The following is a 26,846-nucleotide window of genomic DNA, read 5'->3' as shown; positions in this document are numbered from 1 at the left end:
TCGAGGGGAGCGCCCGGCCCACGAGCCGCACTCGACCAGGCCCGTTCCCCACTCCCACCACGTCCCGGAGGTCGCTTCCGCATGTCCTCTCGCACGCCCCGCCGCACCTACAGCCGTGAACTGCCGGAAGCGGCGCCCGTCGACGTCCTGGTGGTGGGCAGTGGCCCCTCCGGGCTGGGTGCCGCCCTCGCCGCCGCCCGCAACGGCGCCTCGGTGCGCCTGGTCGAACGGTTCGGTTTCCTCGGCGGCAACCTGACCGCCGGGCTGGTCGGCCCCTGTATGACGTCGTTCTCCCTGGACGGTCAGACGCAGCTGGTGCGGGGCGTCTTCGACGAGTTCGTCCGGCGCATGGCCGAGGTGGGCGGCGCCGTCCACCCCTCCGAGACCCGCTCCGGCAGCCCCTACTCGGGCTTCATGGTCTACGGCCACGAGGCGGTCACCCCCTTCGACCCGGAGGCCGCCAAGTCGGTGGCGGTGGAGATGTGCCAGGAGGCGGGCGTCGAACTGCTGCTGCACACCTTCGTGGTCGACACCCTCACCGAGGGCCGTCAGGTGACCGGTGTGGTGGTCGCCAACAAGAGCGGCCCCAGCGTCCTGCCGGCGACCACGGTGATCGACTGCACCGGGGACGGCGACATCGCCGCCTGGTCCGGTGCCGGCTTCGACATGGGCCGGGAGGGGGACGGGCAGACCCAGCCGATGACCCTGTTCTTCCGGGTCAGCGAGGTGGACGACGAGGAGGTACGGGCCTACCAGCGCGCCCACCCCGAGGAGCGGTTCCCCTTCCAGGGGCTGGTGGAGCGGGCCCGGGAGGAGGGGGCGTTCCGGCTTCCCCGGCGGGGCGTCCAGCTGTTCAAGACGCTGGAGCCGGGGGTGTGGCGGATCAACACCACCCGGGTGCTGGGGCTGGACGGCACCGACGCGACGGACCTGACCACCGGGGAGCTGACCGCCCGACGTCAGGTGACCGAGCTGCTGCGGTTCTTCCACGAGTGGCTGCCGGGGATGGGGAACTGCAAGCTGCTGGACACCGCCGCCACCATCGGGGTGCGCGAGACCCGGCGTGTCCGGGGCGAACACCTGCTGACCCTGGAGGAGTTGACCTCGGGGCACGCCTTCGAGGACACCGTGGCGGTGGCCGGCTACCCGGTCGACATCCACAGCCCCACCGGCCCCGAGGGCCCGTTCGACGACGGTATCCCGCCCACCGCCAACGTCTACGAGATCCCGTACCGCACCCTCGTGCCGAGGGACCTGGACAACGTGCTGCTGTCCGGGCGCTGCGTCTCGGCCACCCACGAGGCGCTGGCCGCGATCCGGGTGATGCCGCCGTCGTTCGCGATGGGTGAGGCCGCCGGTACCGCCGCCGCCCTCGCCCTGCGGCAGGGGGTCGACCCCCGGGCGGTCGACGTGCCCGCCCTCCAACGTCAACTCCTCGACCAGGGCGCCTATCTGGGCCCGCGCTTCGAGTCCGCCCGGCTCGGCGGCTGAGGCCGCGCGCCCGTACGAAGGGACCACCGTCATGATCCGTCGTGTCGTCACCGCGAGCACCGTGGGTACCGCCCTGGAGTGGTACGACTTCATGCTCTTCGGGACCGCCGCCGCCCTCGTCTTCGACAAGGTGTTCTTCCCCGACCAGGAGCCCCTGGTCGGCACCCTCGCCGCGCTGGCGACCTTCGCCGTGGGCTTCTTCGCCCGGCCCTTCGGCGGCCTGCTGTTCGGCCACTTCGGGGACCGGCTGGGACGCAAGAAGGTCCTGGTGGTCACGCTCTGTCTGATGGCGGTGGCGTCCACCCTGATGGGGCTGATCCCCAGCTACGACAGCATCGGTGTCACGGCGCCGGTCCTGCTGGTGTTCCTCCGCGTCCTCCAGGGCCTGGGCGCCGGCGCGGAGTACGCGGGCGGGGCGCTGATGGCCGCCGAGCACGCGCCGCCCCACCGGCGGGGCCTGTACGCGGCCATCCCGCCCACCGGCAACGGGCTGGGCGTGATCCTGGCGGCGGCCGTCTTCACCCCGTTCACCCTGCTCCCGGACGACCAGCTGCTCAGCTGGGGGTGGCGGGTGCCGTTCCTGCTGAGCATCCTGATCCTTCCGGTGGGCCTCTACATCCGGTTGCGGGTCACCGAGACCCCGGCCTTCGCGGAGACCCGCCGCAAGGGAGCCCGCGAGTCCTACCCGGCCCTGGACCTGGTGCGGAGGGAGCCGAGGAAGCTGGGCCTGTGCCTGCTGACCAACCTGGGCCCCAACGTGGCCACCTACGTCCCCAGCGTCTACGCCCTGACCTACGTCAAGGAGGACCTGGGCATGGCCGCCAGCGTGGGCACCGTGGGGCTGCTGATCGCCAACTCGGTGAAGATGGTGACGCTGCCGCTGTCCGGGGCGCTGTCCGACCGCTGGGGTCGACGGCCGGTGTTCGCGGCCGGGGCCGTGCTGTGCGCGCTGTTGGCGTTCCCGTTCTTCTGGCTGCTGGACACCGGGCACTCCTGGGCGGTGTGGATCGCCATGACCCTGGTCCTCACCTTCGCCAACGACCTGATGCTCGGCTCCCAGGCGTCCCTGCTGCCCGAGCAGTTCGACACCCGGGTCCGCTACACCGGGGTGGCGGTCAGCCGGGAGTTCGCCGCCGCCCTCGCCGGCGGCACCCTCCCGTTCGTGGCGGCGGCCCTCACCTCGGCCACCGGGGGCACCTGGGCGCTGTCCCTGCTGATGATCGCGCTGTGCCTGCTGTCCCTCGCCGGGCTGGCCGGGCTGCGGGACGGCCGGCACCTGTCGTTCAGCGGGGACGAGGTGACCGAGGCCCCGGTACCCGCGCCCACGCCGTTGCGGCCGTGAGCGTGGGCGGCGGAGAGCCCACCCGAACTACGCGTCTGCTTGGAGCGCGGCAGCCGCGAAAGTCCTCGGCCGCGTCCCCGTATGGCCGGCCAGGTCGCGTTGAGGCACGGGGCCGATCTGGCGGTGGGTTTGTCAAGGCACACCGACGGGACTGCGTGCGCCTCTACCGCGCGGCTCCCCCACTAGCCGGCAGGTTCCGGCGTGACCTCTCGTGTAGCGCGATCCCGGCGGAGACGGAGACATTGAGCGACTCGGCGGCGGGGTTGATAGGGATCGACACCGAGTCGGCCGCGAGATCCCCAAAGCTACTCGACATGCCCGTCTTCTCGCTGCCGAACAACAGGGCCAACCGCTCGTCGGTGGCGCGGAGATCGCCGACGGTGAGCTTCCCGTCCGCGTCAAAAGCCACCAACCGCATTCTGCTATCCCGAAGGTAGTCGATGGTCTCCGTCCGCGATGCCAGCACGATCGGGAGCGAGAACACATAGCCTCGGCTCGCCCTGACTAGGCGGCGGTCCGCGATACTGACGAGGTCGCTGTCCACGAGCACGATGCCCCCGGCGCCAAGTGCAAACGACGTACGCACGATGGCGCCGATGTTGCCGACGATCTTCACCCCGTCCAGCACGATGAGATCGCCGGTGACGCTGGCCAGATCATCGAAACGATGTGGCTTCGGCACCCGGACGATTCCGAACGCCTTGGGCTTCTTGTCAGCCTTGAATACCTGGTTGACGATCGAGGAACCGATCAGACGGACGGGAATGTGCCGCTCCTCGCAGGCGGAAAGCAGCTCACTCGGCACCGGAGTGCTCTCAATCCCGTAGATCTCGATGAAGTCCAACCCGGCGCGGACACTCTGGAGAAGGGGCTCAGGGTCCTCGATCAACGCCGTACGGACCACCGACCGCGAGTGTTTCGTCACGTCGATGATCCTCTGTACGGCAGGATCGGACCTCTCGTTGATGACATCAAGGCTGGTCATGGTGGAACTTTATCGCGAGCCTCGGAGCCCCTCATCAGCGGATAGCCTCCCAACATGGACGTCCTAGTCTGGACCCAATCCGTAGCGGACCGGACGCGAACAGGCAGCTGACGCGGCTGGGAGCCCGGCTGGCGTCAACGCATCGCACCAGGAGAGAAGAGCGACCGGCTACTCCATATGCCGCCTCACCCACCGAAGGGCGAAGCGCAGGAACGCGTCGTTAGCCTCGACGCCACCCACCGTGACGCGGACGCCCTCCTCGTGAACGGCACGCACGTGCAATCCGTCCCGTGCCGCCCGCTCGGCGAACAGCGGAGCGCTGGAACCGATCGGCAACCAAAGAAAGTTCGCTGCCGAGGGCACCACCGCCAGGCCATGCCGGACGAGTTGTCCGGTGAGGCGGTCCCGCTCTGCGACCACACGCTCGATCTGCCGGAGCACATCGGACCTGCGACTGAGTGCGGTGCGTGCGGCTGCCTCAGCGACTGTACTCACCGCGAAGGGGAGAACCCTCCCGCGCAATGCTTCCGCCACGTCCCTGCGCGCAAGGGCGAACCCGACGCGCAACCCCGCCAGCCCGTACGCCTTAGAGAAGGACCGCAGAACGACCAGGTTGGGTACGTCCCGATAGATCTCACCCCCGTCAGGGGTGTCGTGGTCCCCAGCAAACTCTCGATAAGCCTCGTCCAACACGACGACCACGTGCTGCGGAACCTTGCGAAGGAATGAGAGCATCTCGGCCGTGTCCAGCACGGTCCCCGTAGGGTTGTGAGGGTTACACAGCACGAGAGCCCGTGTGTCGTGGGTGATGCGATCGAGCATTTGGGGCAGGTCGTGCCTGTGCTGCCGGAGTGGAACCTCTACCGGGACGGCACCGGCCGATTCCACGACCAGACGGTACACGTCGAACGACGGCCAGGCGTACACCACTTCGCCCTCGTGTGGTGCTGCCCACTGGATGACACACTGGAGTAGGGACGCGGCACCCGAGCCGACGACCACCTCCGACTCCGGTACAGAGAAGAGGTCCGCGAGGGCACCGGTCAGCCTGCCAGAAAAAGGGTCGGGATAGCGGTTCACTTCCCGCAGCGATGCCTGGACCAGCTCGCGCAGCTCAGCCACGGGGACATCTGGCATCTCATTCAGGGAGAGTCGATGCCCGCCCCCGGGGGGTATGGGGCCTCTTGTACCTGCCATGTCACGCCTTTCCCCGGTTCACCGTCGGGACCACTGTCGAAGCAGTGCGTGCTGCGCCGTCTGAATCAGCCTTTCGCGCTGTCGGAAGCGCTCAACGCGTCGTCGACGAAAGCGGTGATATCCGCTGTTACGCGGTCCCTATCCAGGTCGTGGAATATTCCGTGCAACGCCTCTGGATAGACCCGCTCGGAGAGATGGAAGCCGCGGACCTTCGCCACTCCGCTCCGGGTCTCCTCAAGCTGCGCCAGAGGGTCAGCGCCTCCGTGCAGCCAGAGAGTCGGGAGAAAACCCAGACTTCCGCCGTCATTAACCCTGTCGAGACAGACGACGACCGACTCCAGCGTTTTCCTGACGAAGGCACCGTGCCAGACCAACGGATCCTCGTTGTAACGTGCCGCCTCGGCGGGGTCCCGGGACATCACCGCACCGACGTCCAACGGCATCTCGGGAATCTCCTCGAGAGCCAGCAGCGAGCTCGCGGTGTGCCAGGAGCCGAGCACTGGGGAGGCCAGGACGAGCGCAGAGAGGCCGTCGGCGCGCCGCTGCGCGTAGCGCGTCGCCACCATCCCCCCTATCGAGTGCCCGATCATGACCACAGGCAGGTCGGGATGGTCATCGCGCGCATGGTCCACCACCGCATGGAGGTCGTCGACGAGTTCGTCGTAGTCCTCGATGGTCGCGCGTTCTCCGCCCGATTTCCCGCTTCCCATGTGGTCAGGGGCGTGGACAGTGGCACCGTGCCGTGTCAGCGCGCCTGCCAGGTCCCCGTAGCGCCCCGCGTGGTCGGCGTAGCCGTGAACGAAGACCACGATGTACCGAGGGTTCGGGTTGGCCCATATGTGCGTGTGGATCGGATGGCGCACCCCAGCGAACCGTCGCTCCGTGTCCTCGACCATCGCCTTATCTCCCTTTGCTTAGCTGCTCAAATCTTCTTGCGCGCGTCACCCGAAACAGGCACCTATCGCTCTCGCGCGCCGTCAGTCCGCCATTTCCACCCTGTACTTACTCATCCAGTCGTTGATCCTTATCAGTGACTCGAAGCCGACGCGGAGGAAGCGCAGTTCCTCCGGTGAGGCCTTCTGGACCGCATCGAAGGCCTCCAACGCGCTCTTTTCGTCCATCAGCGCACGCACCGGCGCCGCGCCGTCGTCCATGAGATCCGCCAGCCTGCCCTTGAGTAGCTGGTCGTAATGCGGATCGGCGATCGTCGGGTAAGGCTCCTTCTTCCTGGCAAGTACGGACTCCGGGAGATCTACCGCGACGGCCGACCGCAACAGGCTCTTCTCCCGCCCGTCGAAGCTCTTCATCGACCAGGGCACGTTGAACACGTACTCCACCAGCGCGTGATCACAGAAAGGAACCCGCACCTCCAGACCCACGGCCATACTCATGCGGTCCTTGCGCTCCAGGAGCATGGGAAGGAAACGGGTGAGGAATAGGTAGCTGACGACCCGCATACGTCGTTCCTGCTCCGGCTCACCAGGTAGGACGGGAACATCGGCCACTGCCTCCGCGTACCGGTCGGCACGGTACTCGTCCAGCGAAAGCCGTTCGGGCAGCGCCGGGTCGAGGAACGAGGGGCCCCGCGCGGCACCAGCGGACGGTACATGCATCCACGGGAAGGAGCGTGCCCGCGTCGCCTTCTCATCGTGAAACCACGGATATCCGCCGAAAAGCTCGTCGGCGCCCTCGCCAGACAGTGCGACCGTGGAACGCTGCCGGATCGCCGCGAACAGCAGGTACAGGGAGGTGTCCATGTCCGCGAGGCCCTGCGGCAGGTCGCGGGCGCGGAGCACGGCGGCACGTGCTGCGGGGTCGGACAGCTTCCCCGCGTCGAGCGCGATGGCCCCGTGTGAGGCACCAATGTGGTGGGCCAATATCGCCGCGTAGTCGGTGTCCTCCATGCCGCTTCCTTCGGCGGCAGCCAGATCCGCCCCACCGGCGGGAGAGAAGCTGACCGAGAAGCAGTGGAGGGGCTCCTCCACACGCGTTCGCAGCGCCTGAGCGGCAAACGCCGCCACGGAGCTGGAGTCCAGGCCACCGGAGAGTAGCGAGCACAACGGAACGTCTGCGACGGTCTGGCTCGTCACCGCAGTCTGCAACAGTTCACGAACCCGGCCGACCGTGGTGTCGAGGTCGGCCTCGTGTGGACGCGCCTCAAGCGCCCAGTACACGGTCTCGGTGACGCCCTCGCGGGAGACCCGGAGGAGGTGCCCCGGACGCACCTGGAACATGCCGTCGAAGATCGCGTGCCCGGGAGTATTCGCCCATGTCATCAGTTCCCGCAGGCCGGCAGAGCTCAACCGGGCATGCGCCTCAGGGTGGGCGAGAATCGCTTTCGGCTCAGATCCGAAAAGCACGCCGTCCGGCGTCGGGTAGTAGTACAGCGGCTTGATTCCCAGCCGGTCACGGACCAACAGGAGCTCCTGGGTGTGCGCGTCCCACAGCGCAAAGGCGAACATGCCAGACAGGTGCCGGACGAAGTCAAGGCCCCATTCCTGGAAGGAACGGAGTACGACCTCGGTGTCACTGCGGGTGCGGAACCGGTGGCCAGCAGAGCGGAGCCGCTCCCGAAGCTCGGCGAAATTGTAGACCTCGCCGCTATAGGAGATGACGGCCGAGACCTGCCCGTCGTTCTCCGCCGCCATGGGTTGTGCGCCCCCGGCCACGTCGATGACGGCGAGCCGCCGGTGTCCGAGGGCCACGTGGTTGCCGTACCAGACTCCTCCGGCATCCGGTCCACGACAGGCCATGGTCTCCGTCATCGCCTCCACGGCAGAACGGTGTGCGCCAGGATCCCGCTCGAAGGCGACCCAACCCGTGATGCCACACATGTGTCCTCCTAGCTCCTAGGCGGGAAGCGCACCGAGCTGCCGGTGCAGCCCGAGCAGGTCCATCTCGTCCCAGTGCTGGGCGAACAATCCGTCCTCGACGAGGAAGATGTCGATCAGTCCGACGGAGAACCTGTTACCGGACGGCGGGATGTTGAGAATCGTGCCGACCTGCCGACCGCTGAACGTCATACGTGCGACGACCTTGTCTCCTTCGACGACGAGATCGTCGAGGGTGAGGCTCAGATCCTCAACCGAGGCCGCCCAGCGGCTGACCGCCGCGCGCATCCCCCCGATTCCCCGCTCGACCGCTGGGTTCGGATGCCTGTAGTCCGGGTGCAGACAGTGGTCCAGGTGGCCTACGTCTCCCTCGTTGTACGCCGCCAGGAAATGGTTCATGAGTCGCTGTACGCTTTCTCTGTCCACGGTTGATCACCTTCCACTCAGTCTGATCAGGAGTTTTCGGCTGCCGATGAGTGCCGCGTCACCAGGGCCGGCCCCGCTGCGGCGAACCGGCCTTGCCAGGAAGTGTCTTGGATATCACCTCTCAGCACGGGCGGAGGGCACCACGTAGATGGGCACACATCGACCCGCGCCGCACTAGGCGAGCCTGTCCAGACGAGGTGGGACCGCCGGGGCGACCTCGGTTTCGAACACCGTCGCGGCGATGAGCTCACAGGCGTCCGAGTTGTTATACGGATGCATGGTCCCGGCACGTACGTCCCGATGGGCACGCTCATACACCGAGCCGGGACGCAAAGCCGGCGTGCCGACGATCCGACTCACGCGGTCGACGATCTCTACGGCGTTGTTGGTGCCCACGGTCTTGGCCAACACAACGCGCGCCATACCCTGTTGAACACTGAGAGAGTCCCACAGGTCGTTGCCCATGACTTCACGTGTCGTCCGCTCGATGACCGCGCGGGAGGTCTCAACCAGCGCCTCGCACTCACTGACCAGCACCCGCACATAGGGGAGGTCCTCCCAGTCACGGTTCCGGACGTCTCGCACGCACTGCTCGAACGCTCCCACCGCAACTCCAAGATAGACCGCTGCGAACGTGGGCATGGCCCAGCCCCACAGTGTCTGCAACAACGAACCGTCCAGAGTGCCGACGGGGTAGCTTGTGAGAACCTCCTCCTCAGCGACCAGGACGTCGCGGAGTTCGACGTTGTCACTGCGGGTGGCTCGGAGAGCGGCGCTGTTCCAGGTGCCCTGCACTACACGGACCCCAGGACGGTCGGCAGGAACGCGGAACACGAGAACGTGTGGGCCTTCGGGATGCTCCCGGTACTCCGCCATCGACGTCATGTGTGTCATGACCGCCGAGCCCGTTCCGAAAGTCTTGTCGCCCGTGACCAGATAACCGCCCTCGACCTTGCGGGCCTTGGCCCCGGTACTCCGTACGAGCGCGTGACCCGGCTCCGCCGTGGCCCCCATGAGGATCACACGACCGTCCACGATGTCGTTGAGCATCTGGCGGGCGCGTTCATCACCGGTAGTCCGCCAGTTCCTCGCCATCTGCCCGGCCATGGACAGGTGCATGTTGACGGCGAGCGCCGTCGAAGCGCACCCAGTCGCCAGTCGTTCCTGGGCGGCGGCCATATCGCTCAGATCTCCACCCAGCCCGCCAAGTTCCTCGGGGACGGTCAACTTTAGGTAGCCGACCTCCCGGAGAGCGTCAATGTTCCGGTGCGGGAACGCGGCCGTCCTGTCGTACTCAGCAGCCTGCTCATGGAAAGTTGCCGCCATCTCCTCCGCCATCGCGACATGACGTCGCCGTGCGGTCTGGGTGATGAGAGGTCGCATAGAAGACTCCAGTTTCAGGAGATGTTCACACAGAGATCGCCGCAGTCGCCAAATCTGCGGAGATCAGCCAGGTACGAGCGGCTCCAGGGACCTCTCGTGGTGGGGTACGCGGCACCGATCTCCCTGCCGCCGCTGCCAGGTCACACGGCTCACGGACAAGAGCTCGCCAGCCGCTCCGGGCGAGCCACGCTTCAGGATCAGCCACCCCGGAGAGCCACGGACGCCCCTCCTCGCGCATCTGACGCAACCAGTCCCGCATCCACGGTGCACGATAGAGATCGTCGTTGACCTGCTCCAGGTGGAAGGTACTGCCGGGAGCCGACAGTTCGGTCACTTGCCCAACTACGGCATCCACCTGGCCCCTGGTCAGATAGTAAAGAACGCCCTCGGCCAGCCACACCGTGGGGAGCTCCTCAGAGAACCCGGCGTCGAGCAGCGCGGACGGCCATTCCCCGGTCAGGTCGGCGCTGACGGAAACGCGACGGCACTGTTCAGAGACACCGGCCCAGTCCTTAAGGAGTGTGGCCTTCGCCTGGAGCGCCTCGGGCAGGTCCACTTCGTAGAGCGTGGTGCCCGCCGGCCACGGGAGGCGGAACGCCCGGCTGTCTAGGCCGGCAGCAAGAACGACAACCTGGCAGGAAGAGCCATCGGCGACGGCGTCCAGCAGGCAATCGTCGAAGAACTTGGTTCGCACCGCGAGAACATCGAAGCGTGAACTCGGTTCGGAACTCAGTCGCGCGTACAACTCGGGATCGGCGCGACGAACGAACTCCACCGCGAGCGGGTCGTCGAACAGGCGGTCAGAACGAAGCGACTCGGCGGCCCGAGCGCAGGCGATCCAATGCGCGGTCTCGATCAAACTCGACATGGTGCTCTTCTCCTACGAGCCGGGCGGCACGCCCGACGGGGTGACCTGTTCCGTTTGGTCGCCTTCAGTGACTTTCAACCGAGTCGTCGGCGCCCGTCGCCCGGGTCAGCCCGCGATGAAGGGACTCATGCAGGATCTGAGTTTGGTTGTGACGGAACTGCTCCCAGTAGGCGTCCCCCGCCTTGTTCCTGGTCCGCAGAACGACACCGATGTACGCCCTGCCTCCGGCGACGATGAACGACATGCGGTGCTCCAGGAACTTGTCCATGTCACCGAGGAGCACCTCACGCTCGCTAGCCTCGAACACCTCGTAAGGACCGAGCCGCCCGCCCACCTCGGGTAGGGGCTGCGCCCTCTTACTGCGCATGGTGTTCGGCTTGACGCCGAAGGGGCGAAGCACGAACGCCTGAACCTGTATCCACAAGTCGACCAGCCAGAAGGCCTTCTCAGGGGTCAGGCTCGGGCGATCCATGGTCAACCGGGCGAGCTCCCTGGCGTCGACCTCGACATGCTCAGGAAGCTGCGATTCCGCCGCCTCGGCGTGCGCATATTCACCACTGTCACGAAATCGCGCCAGAGCACTGTCGTTCGGAATGGAGGACTTTACCACTTTCACAAGCGAGCACTTCCCGAATATCGCATCGCCGCTCCCACGGCCCATGAGACGTCAATACGCGCCGAATCGGACGTAATAACGCATCGCCGGAGCGAACCTATAACGGAATCTGACGCTCCGTCAAAGAGTGGCCTCCGATAGTCGTGTGATGTAGATCACGTTGTTTTATTCGCGAAGATCCTTGTGCATATGAAGCCGAGATTGCTTAGGGTCATCGACAGCCGGGCGATCAAGCGTCCCGGGGGCCTGCTGCAAGTTCTCGTGGCTGGCCTTATGTGGCGCGACGGACGCGCCGCAAAATTGCCGAAAGGGCTAGGTGAACGACATGAGCAATGCCACCAGCATCAGCCAGGAAATCGGAGTCGAGGGCCTCACGGGCCTGGACGTCGACGCACTGGAAATCAGCGACTACATGGACGAGACGCTGCTCGACGGCGAGGACCTGACCGTGACCATGATCGCCTCCGCCTCGTGCACCACCTGCATCTGCACCTGCAGCTGCAGCTCCTGAAGAGGATCGCGTCCGTTAGGGCTCGGTCTTCCCAGTAGTCTCCGTGGGGCATAGCCCTACGGGACCTCGGACCTGCCCGCTCAAATCGGGCAGGTCCGAGGGGTCGAAGAGGGCCGGATAGCGGCCCTTCTACAGCCGGGCGAACGCGGCCATGAGCCGACCGAAGGGCGGATGCAATGAGAGTCATTGCCATCGACCAGGACTTTGGTGTCGAGGGTCTCACTATCTGAGCCTCGACGCACCAGGAGTCAGCGGCCACGTGGGCGAAGCGCAGCTCGACAGCGAGAACCTGAGCGCTACGACACCCACCTCAGCCTTGTGGTTGTTCGCGTCCGCGACTCTCAGATCGGTCTACAAACGTGTGAGACCACTGCCACCTCGCTCGACCCGCCCTTCAGGGCGGCACCTGAGCGTTCCGGCTCGGTGGTCGCGGCTGTTGCACTCTAGCCGGATACAAATCGCAAAGGGGAAGTGGCGCTCCGGACCGCGGCCCAGAGTCGCGTTCACGACCACGGTCGCTTCATGCGCCGTTGGCCATACTGCTTCCGGTAAAAAAGAAGGCTGGGTATCACGTGCGACCTGTAATTCTGGTGCACGGTCTCATGGGTACGGAAGGCTCCCACTACGGGAGTTGCCGACGCTGGTGGACTCATTCGGTAACCGAATTCCGACTGCCGGGCCACGGAATGTGGACTAGCATGCCGTCGCACCCCGCTGCGGCGGCTGTTAGCGGCGTCCAAAAATTGATCGACGAACAATCCGAGCCTCCGGTCGTGGTGGGGCTCTCCTATTTGGGTGCCGCTGTGGCGTTTCGCGCGGCGGAAAAAACACCGGAAAGAGTCGCGGGCGTGGTGATGTCCGGGTATTCCTTCCTAGTCTCAGGCGATACGCTGAATCGCTGGTTGGAGGGGTTCACAAGGGTTGCCGCCCGGCAGCCGGAAGCCCGTGACCATTTCGCGGAACTTCACGGTGAAAAGTGGGAGGAACTACTCACAGCCACCTTCGACGAGCTCTCCGACGGCTGCCTACGACTGCCCAACCTGGACGATCTCAAGCGCTTCCGCGCCCCCGTTCAGCTGGTCAACGGGGCGTTGTTACAGAACGAGCGGAACGCCATCGTCCCGGCGGCTTCCGCCGGCGCCGACGTCACGGTCGTCGCCGGGGCGGGGCATGTCGTGCCGATGGACTCCCCGCGCGTCTTCGTCGCCACGGTCGAGGAGTTCGTCGATCGCGTCAACGCCGAACGCACCACCTTCCACACACGGCGGCGCGCTGCCGAACGAGCGGCGCGAACCGACACGTCCGCCGAGGCAACCGAGGAAGTCGAGGAAAGTGCCCATGTCTAGCCCGGAGATCAGGTTCGCCGGATACGGCGTCGTGCGGATCTGCTCGCAACCGGCGGACGTCGTGGCCCGGCTCTCCTCACCACGGGTCGCCCGGCTCTGCGACGAGCTGCGGGGACTACGACGGGAGTGGCAAGACAGAGCACCGAAAGTGGCCGAGGAACTCACCTCGCTAGTCCCGTTCCTGGAGGATCGCGACCAGCGTCGCGCGACGCTGGCGCTGCGTCGGCGGCTGCACCGCGCGTCGGAAGTAGCAGCGGCTGACCTCGACGCTCTCCACCACACCGACGGGACCGTGGTAACCGGTGCTGCGGACCTGCGCACGCTAGCCGTCCGACGCGACGAGCTCATATCCCAGCTGGCGACCTGGTATGAGGCGGGGCTAAGCACGGAGCAGCGGGTGCTCGCGTCCGCGGCCCGTGACCGAACCCTCCGCGCGGGTGCCCAACTGAGCGCAGATGGGCTGCTGCACAACATGGACCACTACGCCGCCGCCGTCGACAAGGGCACCGCGAGCCGTAAACGCGACCGCATGACGGAGTCCACGGTGATCAACCTGCTCGCTCGGAGCGCTCTGAAGCCGTCTCCCTTCGGGCAACTCGTTCGTACGCGGCCGGTCCTCCTCCAGGACGGCGAACCCGACGCGCCCTCCACCGAATCCGACACGGCGGCGTGGGTCTCCATCTGCCGGCTTCCTCGCCAGCTGGTGAGCTGGGTAGAACGCTGCCTCGCGGACCATCCCCAGCTTCGGTCCATCGCCGTCCTCCGCCGGGCACCAGTGGTGGCCTCATCGCAGAGAGGCGTCGTCTTCCTCGTACGAGGCCGGGACGGTACCCACGATCCAGCTAGCAAGGAGCGATTCGTACGGATCCAGCCCAGTCCGGTGGTACGGAAGCTCCTGACACTGTCCGCCGACGCCCCCACGCACGAGCTGGAGGTACGGGCGCAATGCGCCGCGCTTCCCGGCACGACACCGCAGGCCGTGGAGGTCGAGCTCGATTCCCTGCTGGAACAGGGCATACTCGCCCGTGACCTGGGCGTTGGGGATCAGGACCCGCATCCGATCGCACGTCTTGTCAAGTCGCTTCCCCAGAACCTCGACGCCGGCATCCGGGCGAGCGTTACGGGAATCGCCGCCGCCGAGTCCGCGTTCGAGACCGCCGACCTTGACGAGCGCCAGGGCCTCATCACCCGAATCAAGGCGCACGTCAACGACTTCGCCGAACGTTGCGGTGTCGCCACACCGCCAATCGACACCGCGCGAACGCTCGTCTACGAGGACGCGGTGACGGCCCGTCCACGCCCGGAACACCCTGACCACTGGCAGCCACACCTCTCCACCATGGCGCCGTGGCACCGCCTATTGCCGGTCTTCGACGACAGCGCGCACGTACGGGCGATCGTCACCGACGTGGTCAGGTCCCAGTTCGGACCCGGCCCGCACCGGCTTCTCCCCCTCTTCGCCGCGTTGTCCGCGCCCAAGGTTCAGTCGCTGCTCACCGAGCGACTGACGGATGTTTCCGCGTCGGCGCCCAGGCAGTTGTACGACCTCCAGGACTCGGTGTTCGAACTAGCACGTACTGATAGTGGCACCGAGTCGTACGTCGACCCGCACAAAGCCACCGAGATCGCCGAGAACCTACCGTCTTGGCTACCACGGTGGTCCAGAGCAAGCTGGCACGTCCAGCACTACACATCCCCCGAGGGCAGACTGCTCGTCGTCAACGGAGGTTCGATCGGCTTCGGACGTGCCCTGTCACGGTTTCTGCCCGCCTACGCGGCCATCGGCGACCAGGGATTCGGCGACCTTGTCACCGCGGACATCGCCCGGGACGATCTCAAGTCCGCGCCCCTTACGGATCTCTCGGCAGTGCTCGGCATTAACGCCAACGTGCATCCTCCGCTTCTGGGCAGTCACCTGCGCTACCCCTGTGCCGCCCCCCAGGAGTGGGGTGGCGACCTCGGCATCTCCCTCGAGGAGTGCTGGGTCGAGGTAGACGAGTCATCAGGCCGGCTCTTGCTCCGCCACGGTAAGGATGGCCCTCTGCTGCGGTTGGTGATGCTGAACTTCTTGCTCAACGAACTCGCGCCCCGCTTCTACCAGTTCCTCAACTTCTTCTGCTCCGGCGGGCTGGCTAACTTCGCCTGGTGGGATCGGGTCGACCAGCGCCGTGGCGCCGTGGGCAAGGTCCGCTGCTATCCACGGGTCCGCTCGGGAAACGTAATCCTGGCACGCCGGACCTGGAAGATTCCCACGAACCAACTCCCGGACGTCGCCGACCTCAGCGGCGTCGCGCTGTTCGAGGAGGTACGGCGATGGCGCGAGTCGACAGGGCTCCCGGAGCGCGTCTTCTACCGCGGATTCACGCTCCCCGACCCCCTCGTCCCGATGTCGCGGGAGGAGCAGAACTCCTGGACCAGAACACTCGCGCGATTCCCCACCTCGGCCGAACGCAAACCCACTTTCCTGGACTTCACCAGCATCACAAGTGTGCGCGCCTGGCAACGGGCACTGCGCCGCTACGAGGGCGACATGACCTTCACTGAGTGCCTGCCGACGCCGAGCGAGGACGACGGCGTGGAGGGACACGGCGAACGGTTCACGGAGGAGTTCATCATCGAGACCACGGAGGGGGCACGGTGAGCACGGCCACCACGAGCTCCTGGCTGTCCTGCCACGTCTTCCACCACGGAGACACGGACCCGCTACTCACGGATCTACTCCTCCCCATGGTCGAGGATCTGCGCCGTGAAGGACGGTTGCTACGTCACTTCTACCTGCGCCACTGGGAACGTGGGCCGCATGTCCGGCTCCGAATGCGGATACCCGCGGAGCACCGGGACAGCGTCCAGAGCCAGGCCGAGCACAGGATCAACGACTATCTGGAGCGGCACCCCGGTCCCACTGACACCGACCCCGAGCGGCTTCGCGAGGCGCTGAGCCGACTCAGCGAGCTGGAGCACGGCCATGCCACCGAGGGCTCACTGGAGGCTCCCGCGCCGCCGAACACAGTGCGCTGGATCACCTATCAGCCCGAACTGGCCAAGTACGGCGGGGAGGAGGGTGTCGAGATCGCGGAGGACGTCTTCCACGCCAGCTCCCTCCTGGCGGGGCAGGTACTCCAGCTAGTCCGTAACGACCGGGCGCGGCTTGGCATCTCGCTTCAACTGCTGCTGCTCGCCTCACGGGCACTGGGCTTTGGCCCGGAAGATCGTGCCGTCTTTCTGCGCACCTACCACGAGCGCTGGTCAGGTTACGTATCGGACGAACGGCTGCTTGCCGCCTGGGGCGAGCAGTACCTGTTGCAGCGGGACACCTATTCCGAGCTGATCACCGGCCTGGACGAGGGCAAAGCCATCGGCAAGGGACTCGGGGAACAGTGGGAGCGAACTCTCGGCCAGGTCGTCGAACGCTTGCGTCCACTCGTGGCGGAGGGGCGGGTCTGGCCGGCTGAAGTCGACCGCTCGGCACCGTCCACGGTCGCGCTCGCGGCCCTCGTCAGCCAGTACCTGCATACCACCAACAACAGAATGAACGTCCGCCCGCAGGGCGAATGTTTCGTCGCATACCTGGCGTGCCGGGCAGCGACGGAGCAGGAAGTGAGCCAACCCCGCCCAGAGTCGGCGGCACACGACAGGGGATGAACGTCATGTCCACCAGTGATCAGAGGGATCTCACCGTCAGCGTCCCGTGGTCGATACAGGAGGATCTCCTTCTCGACGTTGCCGCGCCCACACTCGACGAGTCTGTTTCGCTCGGTGAGACAGAGTCGTGGTTCTACCTGCGCGAGAACCACGGCGGGCGCCCGTTCCTGCGGCTGCGCTTCAAGAGCGAGAGCCCTTCGGTCGAACGGCGCCTGAAGTCCCGGCTCATGGAGCACATCGGTTCCGCCGGGCCGGACGCAAAACCCGACGAGATCTTCGAGTACCAGCCGTACAATCACGAGCACGACTGGCTGGGCGGCACCACCGCACTGGGGCTGGCGGAGAGCTTCTGGACCGAAACGACTCCACTCGCTCTGCAGACCCTGGGCGCCACACGCGGAAACCGGGCGCTCCGCCTGGCCGTGGCCTTCGACTTCCTCGTGTGCAGCGGTGTGCTGCTCGCCCCCCAGCTGCCCCCGCCCATCGCCCGGTTCGGTTTCAAGGCCGGTTACCTCTCGTACCTGGCAACGTTCGAGGGCTACATGCTGCTCATCCGGGACCCAGAGGGCACCCGGGCCAAACACGCCCACCGGTACGAACAGAACCGCAACCTGCTCCGGCCGCGTCTGCGCGAAATGGTCGAGGCCATGCAGAACCCGGACGGCAACCTGTCCGACCTCCCAGAACTGGCCCGAGAGTGGGCGTTGCGGCTGCGCAGCTACTTTCCCGCGATCCAGAAGGGCTTCGACGAGGGCCGCTTCTACCTCTACGCCACCCCACGCAAGACCGAGACCGCCAAACTCACCCCGTCGCCCGACGGCCTCTACCGTCGGCCACAGCTCGAGTGGCTCCAGGATCTACCGGAAGCCCCCGTGGCGGGCATCCACCGGGCCATCGCCGATAACAAGTTCTACCAGGGCATGATCCGCGAGGACCGTCGGTTCCTCGCCTCCCGGCTGGCCCAGGCGTACTGCAACTGGCATCTTTACCGGCTGGGCTTCCTACTTGCCGACCGCTACACCCTCTTCTACCTCATCTCACGCGCCTTCGAGGAAGAGTACGATCTCGATGCGGAGGAGCTGATCCGGTCGGTAGGGCCGGAGGCCGAGGTCAGCGGATGATGGCGACCAACACCAACGCACTGTCGCCCCCCGGTGCCCAGCCGGACCACGCACCCAAGCCGTTCAACGCGGAGGGCGTGGATGACTTCGTCCGCAGGCTCCGCGGCAGTTACGAGGAGATCCACCCGGAGCACTGGCAGATCGACTGGAGGAGCATCCCCAGCCCCTTCCGCTGGTACACCGACGCCTCCCGAATCGACCTGTCAACGGTTTCACGCACCGCGGCGGCGGGCGGCAGCCTCGGAACGGAAGCGTTCGCCGCGGCTGATCCGCTCACCCGCGTCGGTATGCTGCTGCACGCCTGCTACGGCGTCACGGGGGTGCGGTGGCATCCCGAGGGCATAGCCAAGAGCAGCCCCGAAGAGCCCACGCCGGTTCACCGCAACGCCCACTACCAGCTCCGCCGTGCCATGCCGTCGGGAGGAGTGACGTACCCCGCAGAGTGCTATCTGGCAACCACGGGCGCGGAGGGCCTCGACGCCGGTGTCTACCACTACGACGCGGTAAGGCATGCCCTAGCGGTGCTCACCCGTGGCCGGCCGCCGGCAGAGCTGACCCCTCCCGAGGGGAGTGTGCGGATCGTTCTCACGCAGCCACTGTGGAAGAACTATTTCAAGTACGGCGACTTCTCCTACCGGCTCGGTGCGATGGACACCGGCGCGGTCGTTGGTCAGTTCGCACTCGTCGCACGGACCTGGAAACTGCACTGCCGAGTGGCCTTTGGCGTGGCCGAGCGGCGGATTCTAGACCTGCTGGGTCTCGATCCCATGAACGAGGCCGCCCCGGCCGTGCTGGACATCGCCGTCGGGGCCACGTCAGGGACGGGGTCCGACGTGGCCCCGCCGATCGGCCACCCCCGCTGGCTGGGCGCCTCCACACCGCCTGGGCCGGACACGGGAACGTGCCGTATGCACGCCGCGTGCCTGGCGATCGACCACTCCGAACGCCCGGTGGACCTCCCACCGGTGGTGCTTGAGGACCTGGCCGACCGGGTGGACGCGGAACTGCCCGCCGTCACGGAACGTACGGTTTCGGTCGCTGACTCCTGGAGCCGGTCGGCCCTCGGCGAGCAGCTCCGTAGTTCGCCGGTGCCTCTGGACGTCCTGACCGACTGGCTGGCCACCGCACTCGGCCCGTTGGACTGCGACGTACCCGGGAGTGGTCTGGCGCACCCCCGGTGCCTGCTGATCATCCGCTCCATCCCCGGAGTACCGCCCGGGGCATATCTGCCACGGGAGGACAGGCGCGGCCTCGTCCGACTGGCGAGCGGAGACTTCGGACCTCTGGTCCAACGGAGCATGTTTGCGAACTACATGAACGTCGCGCAGGCCCCGTTGATCGCAGTCATGGTCGGTGACGCCGAGCCGCACCTCGGTACCAGCGGCCCTATCGGATACCGAACGCAGCACCTGCTCGCGGGAGTTCTCGCCCAGCGGCTGGCCGTGTGCGCCGCCCGTGATGGCATGTCCGCCCACCCGGTCCTCGGCTTTGTCAGTGGCGTGCTCGACGAAGCGTTCGATCTGGCGCCCAGACGTCTGACCTCACTGCTCATGGTGCCCGTGGGCAGTTACCGACGTGGCCTTTACCTGGAGAACAGTCTGAGCCCGCTCACCGCCGTACCGGTGAGCGGCGGGGGTGGGAAATGACCGACAGTGTGCTGCGCTTGCGCGCCGACGCCTACTACGTTCCGGTGCCTGACGGGGTGTGGATCCGTACGACGGATAACTCGTTCACCCTGAACGGCGCGACGGTGGCGACCTGGGTGGAGAAACTCGCCCCCTTGCTGGACCGGGGTGTCGTACCCGACCAACTCCTGGCGGCACTCCAACCGGGGCAGACCGCTTTTGTGGACAAGCTACTGAAAGTGCTGGAGCAGCGGAAGGTGGTCCGCTGGGAACGGGCCGACGGACTCGACGAGTCGCCATTGGCCCATGTTTTCCCGCAGCAGGTGGAGTACCTGAGGCACTTCACTGCAGACCCCACGGACGGGATGGACCGCGTGCGGCGCCACCCGGTGGCGGTGTCGGGCCCCGCCGACCGTGCGGGACCGGTGGCTACCGCATTGGTGGAAACCGGCTTCTGCGACGTCATGCTCATGGATATGGCCGCGGACGAGGACCTGCGAGCGCTCGTCAAGGACTTCCACCACCAAGGGGTGCCGGTGCGTCTGTCCGGCCCGGACGCGGAGATCGCCGGCCGGACCCTGGTCGGCGTCTTCCCCCCAGGAGCCGAGGAGGATGCCTGGCGGCTCCTAGACCAGGCCGAAACGCTCGGCGTCGGCATTTGGGCAGGACTGGTACGTGGCCAGGCGATGCTGCTGAAAGGCCAAGTGCCCCGCTCAGGAACCGCCTGCGTACGGTGTGCCTGGCGGCGCCTAGCCCATCAGGCCGTGGCGCTTCCCCAGCCCGACGGGCTCGGCCACGTCCCAGTGTCGGTAGCCGCGACCGTGATCGCACAGGAGCTTTTCCCCTACGTTGCCGTGAATGACCGCTCCGTGCTGGGCGAGGGAATAGTCGTGGACCTTACCCGGCTCAGCATCTGGCGCACTGCCGTCGACCCGGACCCCGGATGCCCAGGGCACACGGTGCACGCTGGCGTCGCGGACGCCTCGGCCACCACATCGACAGGCAGGCGAAACCGGTTCCCCGAATCGATCTTCAGCGCGCGGTGTTTCGGCCCGCTGTTCTCCTGCACCCCCGAGCAACTGCCGCAGTTCCCCCTGGCGGCGCTGCGTGTCCGCATTAACCCCCCAGGACGTACCGAGCCGACGGGCACGGTCGACGGCCCGGTCATCGTGGCGGAATCCGTAGCCGACGCCCGGGCAGAAGCCGCCCTCATCGCCGCCGAATCGACGCTCCCCACAGTGGACGACATCGTCGTAGGTGCGGGCCGGGACCTTGCCGAAGCCCTGGCCCGGGCTCTTCTCCGCCGGGCTGACACCACGCTGGACGACGTGGGCGCGGAAGACTACGAAGGCCCACTCCGCTCCGCACGGGCACGGGAGTTGGCTGGCCTAGCTGAACAGGACTTCGAGGTACGGACGAAGCGCCACGCGAGCGGACTGTGGCGTGCCCAGGTGGAGGGCGCCAGCGCTCGTGCCGGCTTCGATCCCGACCAGGCGGAGGAGCGGGCGCTGCTGGCTGCGTTGGCGACCAGTCAACTTGGGCCGCAGGACGGCCCTCGGGCCGTGCCGGTGTGGACCGGCGCGGTTCCACCAGAGCGCCAAGCCGCCGAGATCGCGGCCGCCCTCAGTTTGGACTGGCGCGAGACCGTCCTGCCACCACTGGTCGCCGCCGACCTGACGAGGATCGTTCTCACTCCGGGACTCGGCGCATGAACGAGATATTGGCCTCGGGCCGAAGGGAATCACACTCCTCCGGCGATCACCTGGCAAAACTGCGCCGCCTGCTCGGAGATGCCCTCGATATACGTGCTCTCCACGAGCCGTACGAGCCCTCGGACGACCGGCCAACCGTCGTAGTGAACGTGGACTGGGAAGCCGATCTCTCGGACTTTCCGGAGGCGAGCGGAACTGTACTGCCCGTGTTCGGACTTCGCGGCCGCCTGGTCGTCGGTCCTATCGTGCGGCCCGGCACCCCCGGGTGCCCGAACTGCCTGGCACTGCGCGTACGGGCAGCAGACAGACCCGAAGGCGCCTCCCCGGAACAGGCGGCAGTCCCGCGCCGCCTATCCGCGCGGCACGACGACTGGGCGCCACCCGGCGCCTGGCATCTAGCCGCCGTCCTAGTGCGTGCCGAGGCGGAGCGGATCGCCACCGGCGAGACGCCCCGGAGCGAGAGGTTCGCCTTCACAATCGGGCCTGCGCGGTCGAACAGTGACTGGCATCCGGCGATACCGCACACCCTGTGCACCTCACCGCACTGCCTGGCTACCCGGAGCCCGCTCCCACCACCGCTTCCCGATCTATCCCGGCCGCTCCCCGCGACGAATACCGGCTCAGCGCGCCGCCACGCGGCGGCGCGCTACTCCGAGCGTCTAGAGCGGGAGTACCTCGACAGGTGGTCCGGCATCACCAAGTTCGCCGCCGTCGGCGATGGTGCCGCCCTGCCGTCGACACAAGTGAGCGTGCCCACCGCCTGGGGCTTCGACGAGATCGCCATCGGGCGCGCCGAAGACTACGCGGGCGCGCGTCCCGCGGCAGTTCTGGAGGGGCTGGAGCGCTACGCCGGGTGGCACTGCGGCGGCCGCGATCCCGTGCGCTTCGCCGCTTTCTCCGATATCGACGACGCGGTCGATCCCCGCTCCCTGCTTCTGCACCCCGACGGGGAGTACCGGAAGCCGGGGTTCGAGTACACGCCGTTCAGCTTGAACACCCCCACAGGATGGGCGGAGGCTTACTCCGTCCACACCGGGCGGCGCACCCTGTTGCCATTCCACATCGCCTACTACGGGGCGGCGAAGCGCCCGGAGACCGGTCCGCGATTCGTCTACGAGAATTCCAACGGCTGCGCACTCGGCTCCGGCCCGGAAGAGGCGCTCTTGGCGGCCATGCTCGAAGTGTCGGAGCGTGACGCCTTCCTATGTACCTGGTACTCCCGGACGTCACTGCCGGAGATCGACCTGGCCGGCATGGGCGGCGAAGCCGCCAGGGCGGTACGGACGGTGCGTCACCGTACCCGCCGCGACCTGCGCGCCTTCCTGGCAGTCGGCTCGTTCGACATCCCGGTCGTCCTACTCGTCTCGACCAGCGAGGAACCGGAGCAACCGGCGACACTGGTCACAGCCGGTTCGGGACTCACCGTGGAGAGGGCACTACTCGGGGCCGTGCACGAGATGGCGGCCACGGCGCCGGTGTGCTCCCTCGAATACCCGCGCCGCCGGTCCGAGTTGCTCCCCGCGCTGGAGGACCCGTACGTCGTCCGCCGTATGGAGGACCACGCCCTCGTCGGTGCGCTGCGGGAGGCACGGCCGTGGTTCTCCTTCCTCCTAGAGGAGACACCCCAGGTGGCCACCCCCGCGCCGGCCCTTCTAGAACCGGTCGGCGACATCGCGGCCGACCTCGCCACGATGCTGGCAGCCGCCCGCCGCGACGGGCAGGAGGTCCTTGTCGTGGATCACACCACCAGCGAACTGCACCGCCTGGGCCTGCGCTGCGTGAAGGCGGTCGTGCCCGGCACGGTGCCAATGACCTTCGGCTACCGACACCGACGCTTGCCACTACCCGAGAACCTGAACGCGTTCCGGGCCAGGAACGGCATGGGCCACCAAGAGTTCACCGTCGAGGAGGTACGCCATGAGCCGCACCCATTCCCCTGACACAGAAGCCCCTGCCGAAACCGCTGCCCACGTGAACGGTTTGAGCCCCCTACCACAGAACATGGGGTGGGTGGTCAGCAGCCGGCCTTTGGCAATCCGGCTGCTCGGCGACCAACGGTTGGGGGTTATGGAGCCACAGCCGGTCATGGCCCACCTCGCCACGAGGGTGCCGGAGGAAGTGCGGCCGCTGGTCGAGGACCTCACCTCCTTCGCCGAGCGCGTCATGCTGCAGACGGGACCGGCACGACACGCGGAACTCCGCAGGGCATTTGGCCGGTTCTTCGACGCGGACGCGACCGATGCCCTTACACCGGCCCTGCGGACGGCAGCCCGGGACATCGTGCGGAAGTTCGTGGACGCCGGCGGCGGCGAGTTCATGACCGCAGTGGCATTCCCGTACGCGGTGCGCACCGGGGCGCGGCTCATCGGCCTCACGGATGAGGACTACCGTCGGCTGCACAAGCTGAGCCAGAAGGTCGCCCTGGTGGCCTATGCCGCTCGGCTCGACGATCCCGCCGAGGCGATCCGCACCGGGCACGCCTCGCTGGCCCGCATCCGAGAGATCATCGCCGCTGCCCGCGCGACCACGCCCCCGGATTCAGTGCTCGGCGCTTGGCACGCCGGCGCGATAGACCTGCCTGACGAGGACGTCGAGGCCAACGTGGTGATGCTGGTCCAGGCGTCACTAGAAACGGTCGCCGGCATGCTCGGGAACGCGGCGGTACAGGTCCTCCGTATGCCCAGAGCGCTCGCCGACCCCAAACGTCAGGACGACCTGCTTGACGACGCCCTCCGGGAGGAGCCACCGCTCAAGACCCTCGAACGCGTGGTTCGGGAACCGTTCGAGATCGACGGTCACGAGTTTCGGGCCGGACAGGTCATCTCGGTCAAGGTCTCGGAGGTCAACCGGCTGGACAAGGACCCGATGGCGGGCCGGGCATTGTTCTCCTTCGGCTGGGGCGCGTACCGCTGCCTGGGCGCCCGGCTGGCCCGCTCCCAGGCAGCGGAGCTGTTCCGGGCACTGCACGACCTCGCGTCGAGCATCCAACTGATCGAGGAGAACGTCGAACGGGTGCGACATATCAGATTCGACATGCCACGGCGCCTTCAGGTGGCGTGCGCCCCGCCGGAAGTCGACGGGACGCCGCTGACCCGTGCGCTGACCGAGGCCATCGAGGAGGACGACATCGACCGGCCGCTCACCTCGCTGGAGCGGGAGATCGCGATCGTCGTGCTTCAAGAGAACGAGGTGGCCGTCCCCGACGACGTACAAGCCCCAACCACCATCAGGGAGTGGGTGACATGGGCGACCTCGGCGCGTGGCTGAAACATGCCGAACCCATGCTGCACGAGACCCGCGCGGGAGTAGTGACGGAACGCGGGCGCTTCTCGTGGTCCGCGCTGCTGGAAAAGGCCCAGCGGATCGCGGCCGAACTCCCTGACCCGCCGCACGGTTGGGTGGTCCCGGGCGATGGCGGGGAGCGATCGATCGTAGCGCTGCTCGCGCTCGGACTGCGGGAACCTTCACCACGCTGGGTGCTCGGCGACCCCGCCTCGTGGTGCGCTGATGGGGCGGTCACCGCAGCTGACGGAGCACTGACAGCGGCCGGAGCGCATACTGCGCCACCCTCCGATATCGACGGTCCCACCTATGCCACGGCGTCATCGGGCTCCACCGGCCGGCCGAAGCTGCTTTTCGGCCGGCCGCACAGGATGCCGTCCGCCGTCGAGCTCTACGTCGACGACATCCCGGAGTACGCCTCGGCCGAGGTGTTCGCCACCTCCGCCGCAATCGACTTCGCGGCCGCCTTCTACATGGTGGTCGCTCCAGCCATGATGCTCGGCCGTGACCTAGTCCTGTTCCGGCCGAGGTCATGGCAGGTGGCGATCCCTGAACTGGCCGGGCGGCCAGGAGTGTGTCTGGCGCCGCCGGCCATCACCGTGCTGGGGGCCCGAGTAGCAGCGGGGCGACGCTCCTTCCGAGAGACGTGGTTCGTCCCCGCCGGCGGTGGGCTCACCGTTGAGCGGGCGGAGCACATCAGCGCCGGATTTCCCGGCAGCGACTTGCTGACCATGCTCGGCTCCACCGAGACCGGGATCCTCACCCTCGATCGTGGGGTGCGCGACGACGGGTATGTGGGGTCGCCGCTGCCCGGCAAGCCGGTGTGGCTGGAGAACGTCGGCCCGGACGGCGTCGGCACACTGTGGACCAAGGGCCCGGACACCCGGTTCGCCGCAACCAGGGAGGAGCTGACAGCGCGAGCGGACGGCGCCGTCAGCGCGGGCGACCTTGCCCACGCGGCGGGTGAAGGCTTCGTCCTGGACGGTCGCACCGAGGATCTCGTCAAGGTTGACGGTGTGAGCGTGTACCCCCGGGAGATCACCACCGCCGTCCGGGCACTAGCTGGCGTGGAGGACGCCTCGGTCTCCGTAGAGCGCTCCCGGAACGCCGATCGCGTGACCGTCATCGCGGTGGGCGATGTCAGCGAGAAACGAGTCCGCGAAGCCTGTCGACGATTGCCCACACCCGTCACACCGCACCGGGTCGTCTGCCGGCCGGCCGACAAGGCCGCCTACGACGCGCGCGGCAAGGTGCTCCGCACAGAGAAGGCGTAATGATGCCGACCCGACCCACGCAAGCAGCGGTCAAAGAAGCGCTGCTGAAATGTCCGGCCCCCCTGTACGAACGTATGCGCCTGCAGGGTCCCGTGACGTGGAGCCGACCCGACCGTACCTGGGTGGTCACCGGCTACGAGCACGCACGCCATGTGCTGCGGGACCCCCGCTTCCGCCTGCCCGGTCCGCCACCGGACTCAGAGTGGTCGGAAAACGGTAGCCACGCCGGATTCCTCCAGAACATGCTGTTGGCCTCCGAGGGCGTCCAGCACACCCGTCTGCGCCGGTTCCTGGGGCAGCTCTTCACGCCCCGAGCAGTTCGCGCCAGGACGGCTCGGATCGAGGCCGCCATGACGGCCCTACTAAACGCCACCCAGGGGCGCCCGGTCGTAGATGGCGTCGCCGACATCAGTGCTCGTCTGCCCGTCAGCGTGATCGGGGATCTCGTCGGCATCCCCAAGGAGGACCGCGACGAAGTCAGCGAACTCTGCCGGACGATCAGTAAGGGAGGCGGTGTGGCGTCCGGGCAGCCGCCCGGACACGACGTTGACACGGCGCTGACTCACGTCGACCAGCTGGGTCAGCTCGTCCGCCGGTGGATGGGCTCCCCCAGCCAACTCATACCCGACTCCGTGCTGACCCTCGCCGTCGAGACGATGGATACCCCGGACGCACTGTCCGAGATGGAGGTCGTCGCCAACGTCTTCAGCCTCTACATCGCCGGCCACGACACCTCCCGGAACATGCTCAGCGGCTTGCTACTGCGTCTGGCCACCCACCCTCGGCTACTGACGGACCTCACCGCCGGCACCGTAGATGTCCCCGCGGAGGTCGACCGGCTCCTGCTCAGTGAGGCGCCCCTCACGTTCACCGTCCGGGTGGCGCGGGAGGGATGCGAGATAGCGGGCCAGCACGTCCGCCGGGGCGACAGGATCAGGGTGATGCTCGGCGCCGCCAATCACGAGCTCGTTACCCACGGGAGGGAGGCCAACCACGCCGGGGTGAGCTTCGGCGAGGGTCGGCACGTATGCCTCGGAGCCCGCCTGGCACGCACCGAGGGCAGGGTTCTGTTGGAGGCGGCGGGCCGACGGTGGTCGGACCTGCGGCTCAGAGCTGATCCCAAATGGACCCCGCACTTTCTCCACCGGGGACTGGAGAGCCTACCGCTGGAGATCACATGGCGGTAGCGAGTCG

The 26,846-nt window shown here is 67.1% G+C and carries 21 protein-coding genes; 13 read left to right on the top strand and 8 right to left on the bottom strand.

The annotated features are described in order from the left end of the window. The first annotated feature begins 81 nt into the window (after window positions 1–81). Together ABZT14_RS16380 and ABZT14_RS16375 are read left to right on the top strand one after the other, a co-directional pair. Window positions 82–1,491, top strand: coding sequence for an FAD-dependent oxidoreductase (locus ABZT14_RS16380; RefSeq protein WP_356302493.1), 1,410 nt, complete (start codon window positions 82–84; stop codon window positions 1,489–1,491). Between the two features lie 31 nt (window positions 1,492–1,522). Then, window positions 1,523–2,833: an MFS transporter gene (locus ABZT14_RS16375; protein WP_356302490.1), complete on the top strand. Its 1,311-nt coding sequence runs from the start codon at window positions 1,523–1,525 to the stop codon at window positions 2,831–2,833. A gap of 163 nt (window positions 2,834–2,996) precedes the next feature. Here the strand turns inward: ABZT14_RS16375 and nshR are convergent, their stop codons facing one another. The 8 genes from nshR to ABZT14_RS16335 form a co-directional block, all read right to left on the bottom strand. Further along, complete coding sequence (gene nshR / locus ABZT14_RS16370; RefSeq protein WP_356302487.1) at window positions 2,997–3,818, bottom strand: NshR/TsnR family 23S rRNA methyltransferase; 822 nt, start codon at window positions 3,816–3,818, stop codon at window positions 2,997–2,999. A gap of 168 nt (window positions 3,819–3,986) precedes the next feature. After that, window positions 3,987–5,015 carry an aminotransferase class I/II-fold pyridoxal phosphate-dependent enzyme gene (locus tag ABZT14_RS16365; RefSeq protein ID WP_356302484.1) on the bottom strand — a complete coding sequence of 343 codons (1,029 nt, stop codon included), beginning with the start codon at window positions 5,013–5,015 and terminating at the stop codon, window positions 3,987–3,989. 65 nt (window positions 5,016–5,080) lie between these two features. Then, window positions 5,081–5,911 carry an alpha/beta fold hydrolase gene (locus ABZT14_RS16360; RefSeq protein WP_356302481.1) on the bottom strand — a complete coding sequence of 277 codons (831 nt, stop codon included), beginning with the start codon at window positions 5,909–5,911 and terminating at the stop codon, window positions 5,081–5,083. An 81-nt stretch (window positions 5,912–5,992) separates the two neighbouring features. Continuing rightward, complete coding sequence (gene asnB / locus ABZT14_RS16355; protein WP_356302479.1) at window positions 5,993–7,849, bottom strand: asparagine synthase (glutamine-hydrolyzing); 1,857 nt, start codon at window positions 7,847–7,849, stop codon at window positions 5,993–5,995. A 15-nt stretch (window positions 7,850–7,864) separates the two neighbouring features. Beyond that, window positions 7,865–8,272, bottom strand: coding sequence for an ester cyclase (locus tag ABZT14_RS16350; RefSeq protein ID WP_356302476.1), 408 nt, complete (start codon window positions 8,270–8,272; stop codon window positions 7,865–7,867). A 174-nt stretch (window positions 8,273–8,446) separates the two neighbouring features. Then, entirely contained in the window at window positions 8,447–9,610 is a 1,164-nt protein-coding gene (locus tag ABZT14_RS16345; RefSeq protein ID WP_356302474.1) for an acyl-CoA dehydrogenase family protein, read from the bottom strand. A 70-nt stretch (window positions 9,611–9,680) separates the two neighbouring features. Continuing rightward, the gene (locus ABZT14_RS16340; protein ID WP_356302471.1) at window positions 9,681–10,523 is read right to left on the bottom strand and encodes an SAM-dependent methyltransferase; all 843 of its coding nucleotides are present in this window, start codon (window positions 10,521–10,523) and stop codon (window positions 9,681–9,683) included. A gap of 64 nt (window positions 10,524–10,587) precedes the next feature. Next, window positions 10,588–11,139, bottom strand: coding sequence for a DUF2867 domain-containing protein (locus ABZT14_RS16335; protein ID WP_356302468.1), 552 nt, complete (start codon window positions 11,137–11,139; stop codon window positions 10,588–10,590). A 325-nt stretch (window positions 11,140–11,464) separates the two neighbouring features. Here ABZT14_RS16335 and ABZT14_RS16330 point away from each other — a divergent pair, with 325 nt between their 5' ends. The 11 genes from ABZT14_RS16330 to ABZT14_RS16280 all read left to right on the top strand — a co-directional run bounded on the left by ABZT14_RS16330 (window position 11,465) and on the right by ABZT14_RS16280 (window position 26,839). Beyond that, the gene (locus ABZT14_RS16330; protein WP_356302465.1) at window positions 11,465–11,650 is read left to right on the top strand and encodes a thiocillin/thiostrepton family thiazolyl peptide; all 186 of its coding nucleotides are present in this window, start codon (window positions 11,465–11,467) and stop codon (window positions 11,648–11,650) included. Between the two features lie 572 nt (window positions 11,651–12,222). Further along, window positions 12,223–12,996 carry an alpha/beta hydrolase gene (locus ABZT14_RS16325; protein WP_356303105.1) on the top strand — a complete coding sequence of 258 codons (774 nt, stop codon included), beginning with the start codon at window positions 12,223–12,225 and terminating at the stop codon, window positions 12,994–12,996. Then, window positions 12,989–15,637, top strand: a complete 2,649-nt coding sequence (locus tag ABZT14_RS16320) for a lantibiotic dehydratase (RefSeq protein WP_356302462.1) — start codon at window positions 12,989–12,991, stop codon at window positions 15,635–15,637. Before ABZT14_RS16325 ends, ABZT14_RS16320 begins: the two co-directional genes overlap by 8 nt. Further along, window positions 15,541–16,638, top strand: a complete 1,098-nt coding sequence (locus ABZT14_RS16315) for a lantibiotic dehydratase C-terminal domain-containing protein (RefSeq protein ID WP_356302459.1) — start codon at window positions 15,541–15,543, stop codon at window positions 16,636–16,638. Before ABZT14_RS16320 ends, ABZT14_RS16315 begins: the two co-directional genes overlap by 97 nt. Window positions 16,639–16,643: 5 nt before the next feature. Beyond that, complete coding sequence (locus ABZT14_RS16310; protein WP_356302456.1) at window positions 16,644–17,759, top strand: lantibiotic dehydratase C-terminal domain-containing protein; 1,116 nt, start codon at window positions 16,644–16,646, stop codon at window positions 17,757–17,759. Then, window positions 17,759–19,405: a SagB family peptide dehydrogenase gene (locus ABZT14_RS16305; protein ID WP_356302454.1), complete on the top strand. Its 1,647-nt coding sequence runs from the start codon at window positions 17,759–17,761 to the stop codon at window positions 19,403–19,405. The genes ABZT14_RS16310 and ABZT14_RS16305 overlap by 1 nt, the downstream gene beginning before the upstream one ends. After that, window positions 19,402–21,096: a hypothetical protein gene (locus ABZT14_RS16300; protein WP_356302451.1), complete on the top strand. Its 1,695-nt coding sequence runs from the start codon at window positions 19,402–19,404 to the stop codon at window positions 21,094–21,096. Before ABZT14_RS16305 ends, ABZT14_RS16300 begins: the two co-directional genes overlap by 4 nt. Continuing rightward, complete coding sequence (locus ABZT14_RS16295) at window positions 21,093–23,036, top strand: TOMM precursor leader peptide-binding protein (protein WP_356302449.1); 1,944 nt, start codon at window positions 21,093–21,095, stop codon at window positions 23,034–23,036. Before ABZT14_RS16300 ends, ABZT14_RS16295 begins: the two co-directional genes overlap by 4 nt. After that, window positions 23,014–24,363, top strand: coding sequence for a hypothetical protein (locus tag ABZT14_RS16290; RefSeq protein WP_356302447.1), 1,350 nt, complete (start codon window positions 23,014–23,016; stop codon window positions 24,361–24,363). The genes ABZT14_RS16295 and ABZT14_RS16290 overlap by 23 nt, the downstream gene beginning before the upstream one ends. After that, complete coding sequence (locus ABZT14_RS16285; RefSeq protein ID WP_356302445.1) at window positions 24,339–25,652, top strand: AMP-binding protein; 1,314 nt, start codon at window positions 24,339–24,341, stop codon at window positions 25,650–25,652. Before ABZT14_RS16290 ends, ABZT14_RS16285 begins: the two co-directional genes overlap by 25 nt. A gap of 122 nt (window positions 25,653–25,774) precedes the next feature. Continuing rightward, window positions 25,775–26,839 carry a cytochrome P450 gene (locus ABZT14_RS16280; protein WP_356302443.1) on the top strand — a complete coding sequence of 355 codons (1,065 nt, stop codon included), beginning with the start codon at window positions 25,775–25,777 and terminating at the stop codon, window positions 26,837–26,839. Window positions 26,840–26,846: the final 7 nt, after the last annotated feature.

It is taken from the genome of Streptomyces sp. NPDC005438 (assembly GCF_040606315.1).
Classification (GTDB): domain Bacteria; phylum Actinomycetota; class Actinomycetes; order Streptomycetales; family Streptomycetaceae; genus Streptomyces.
The sequence above is the reverse complement of the archived record's forward strand: the minus strand, read 5'-3'. Positions and strand labels throughout refer to the sequence as shown.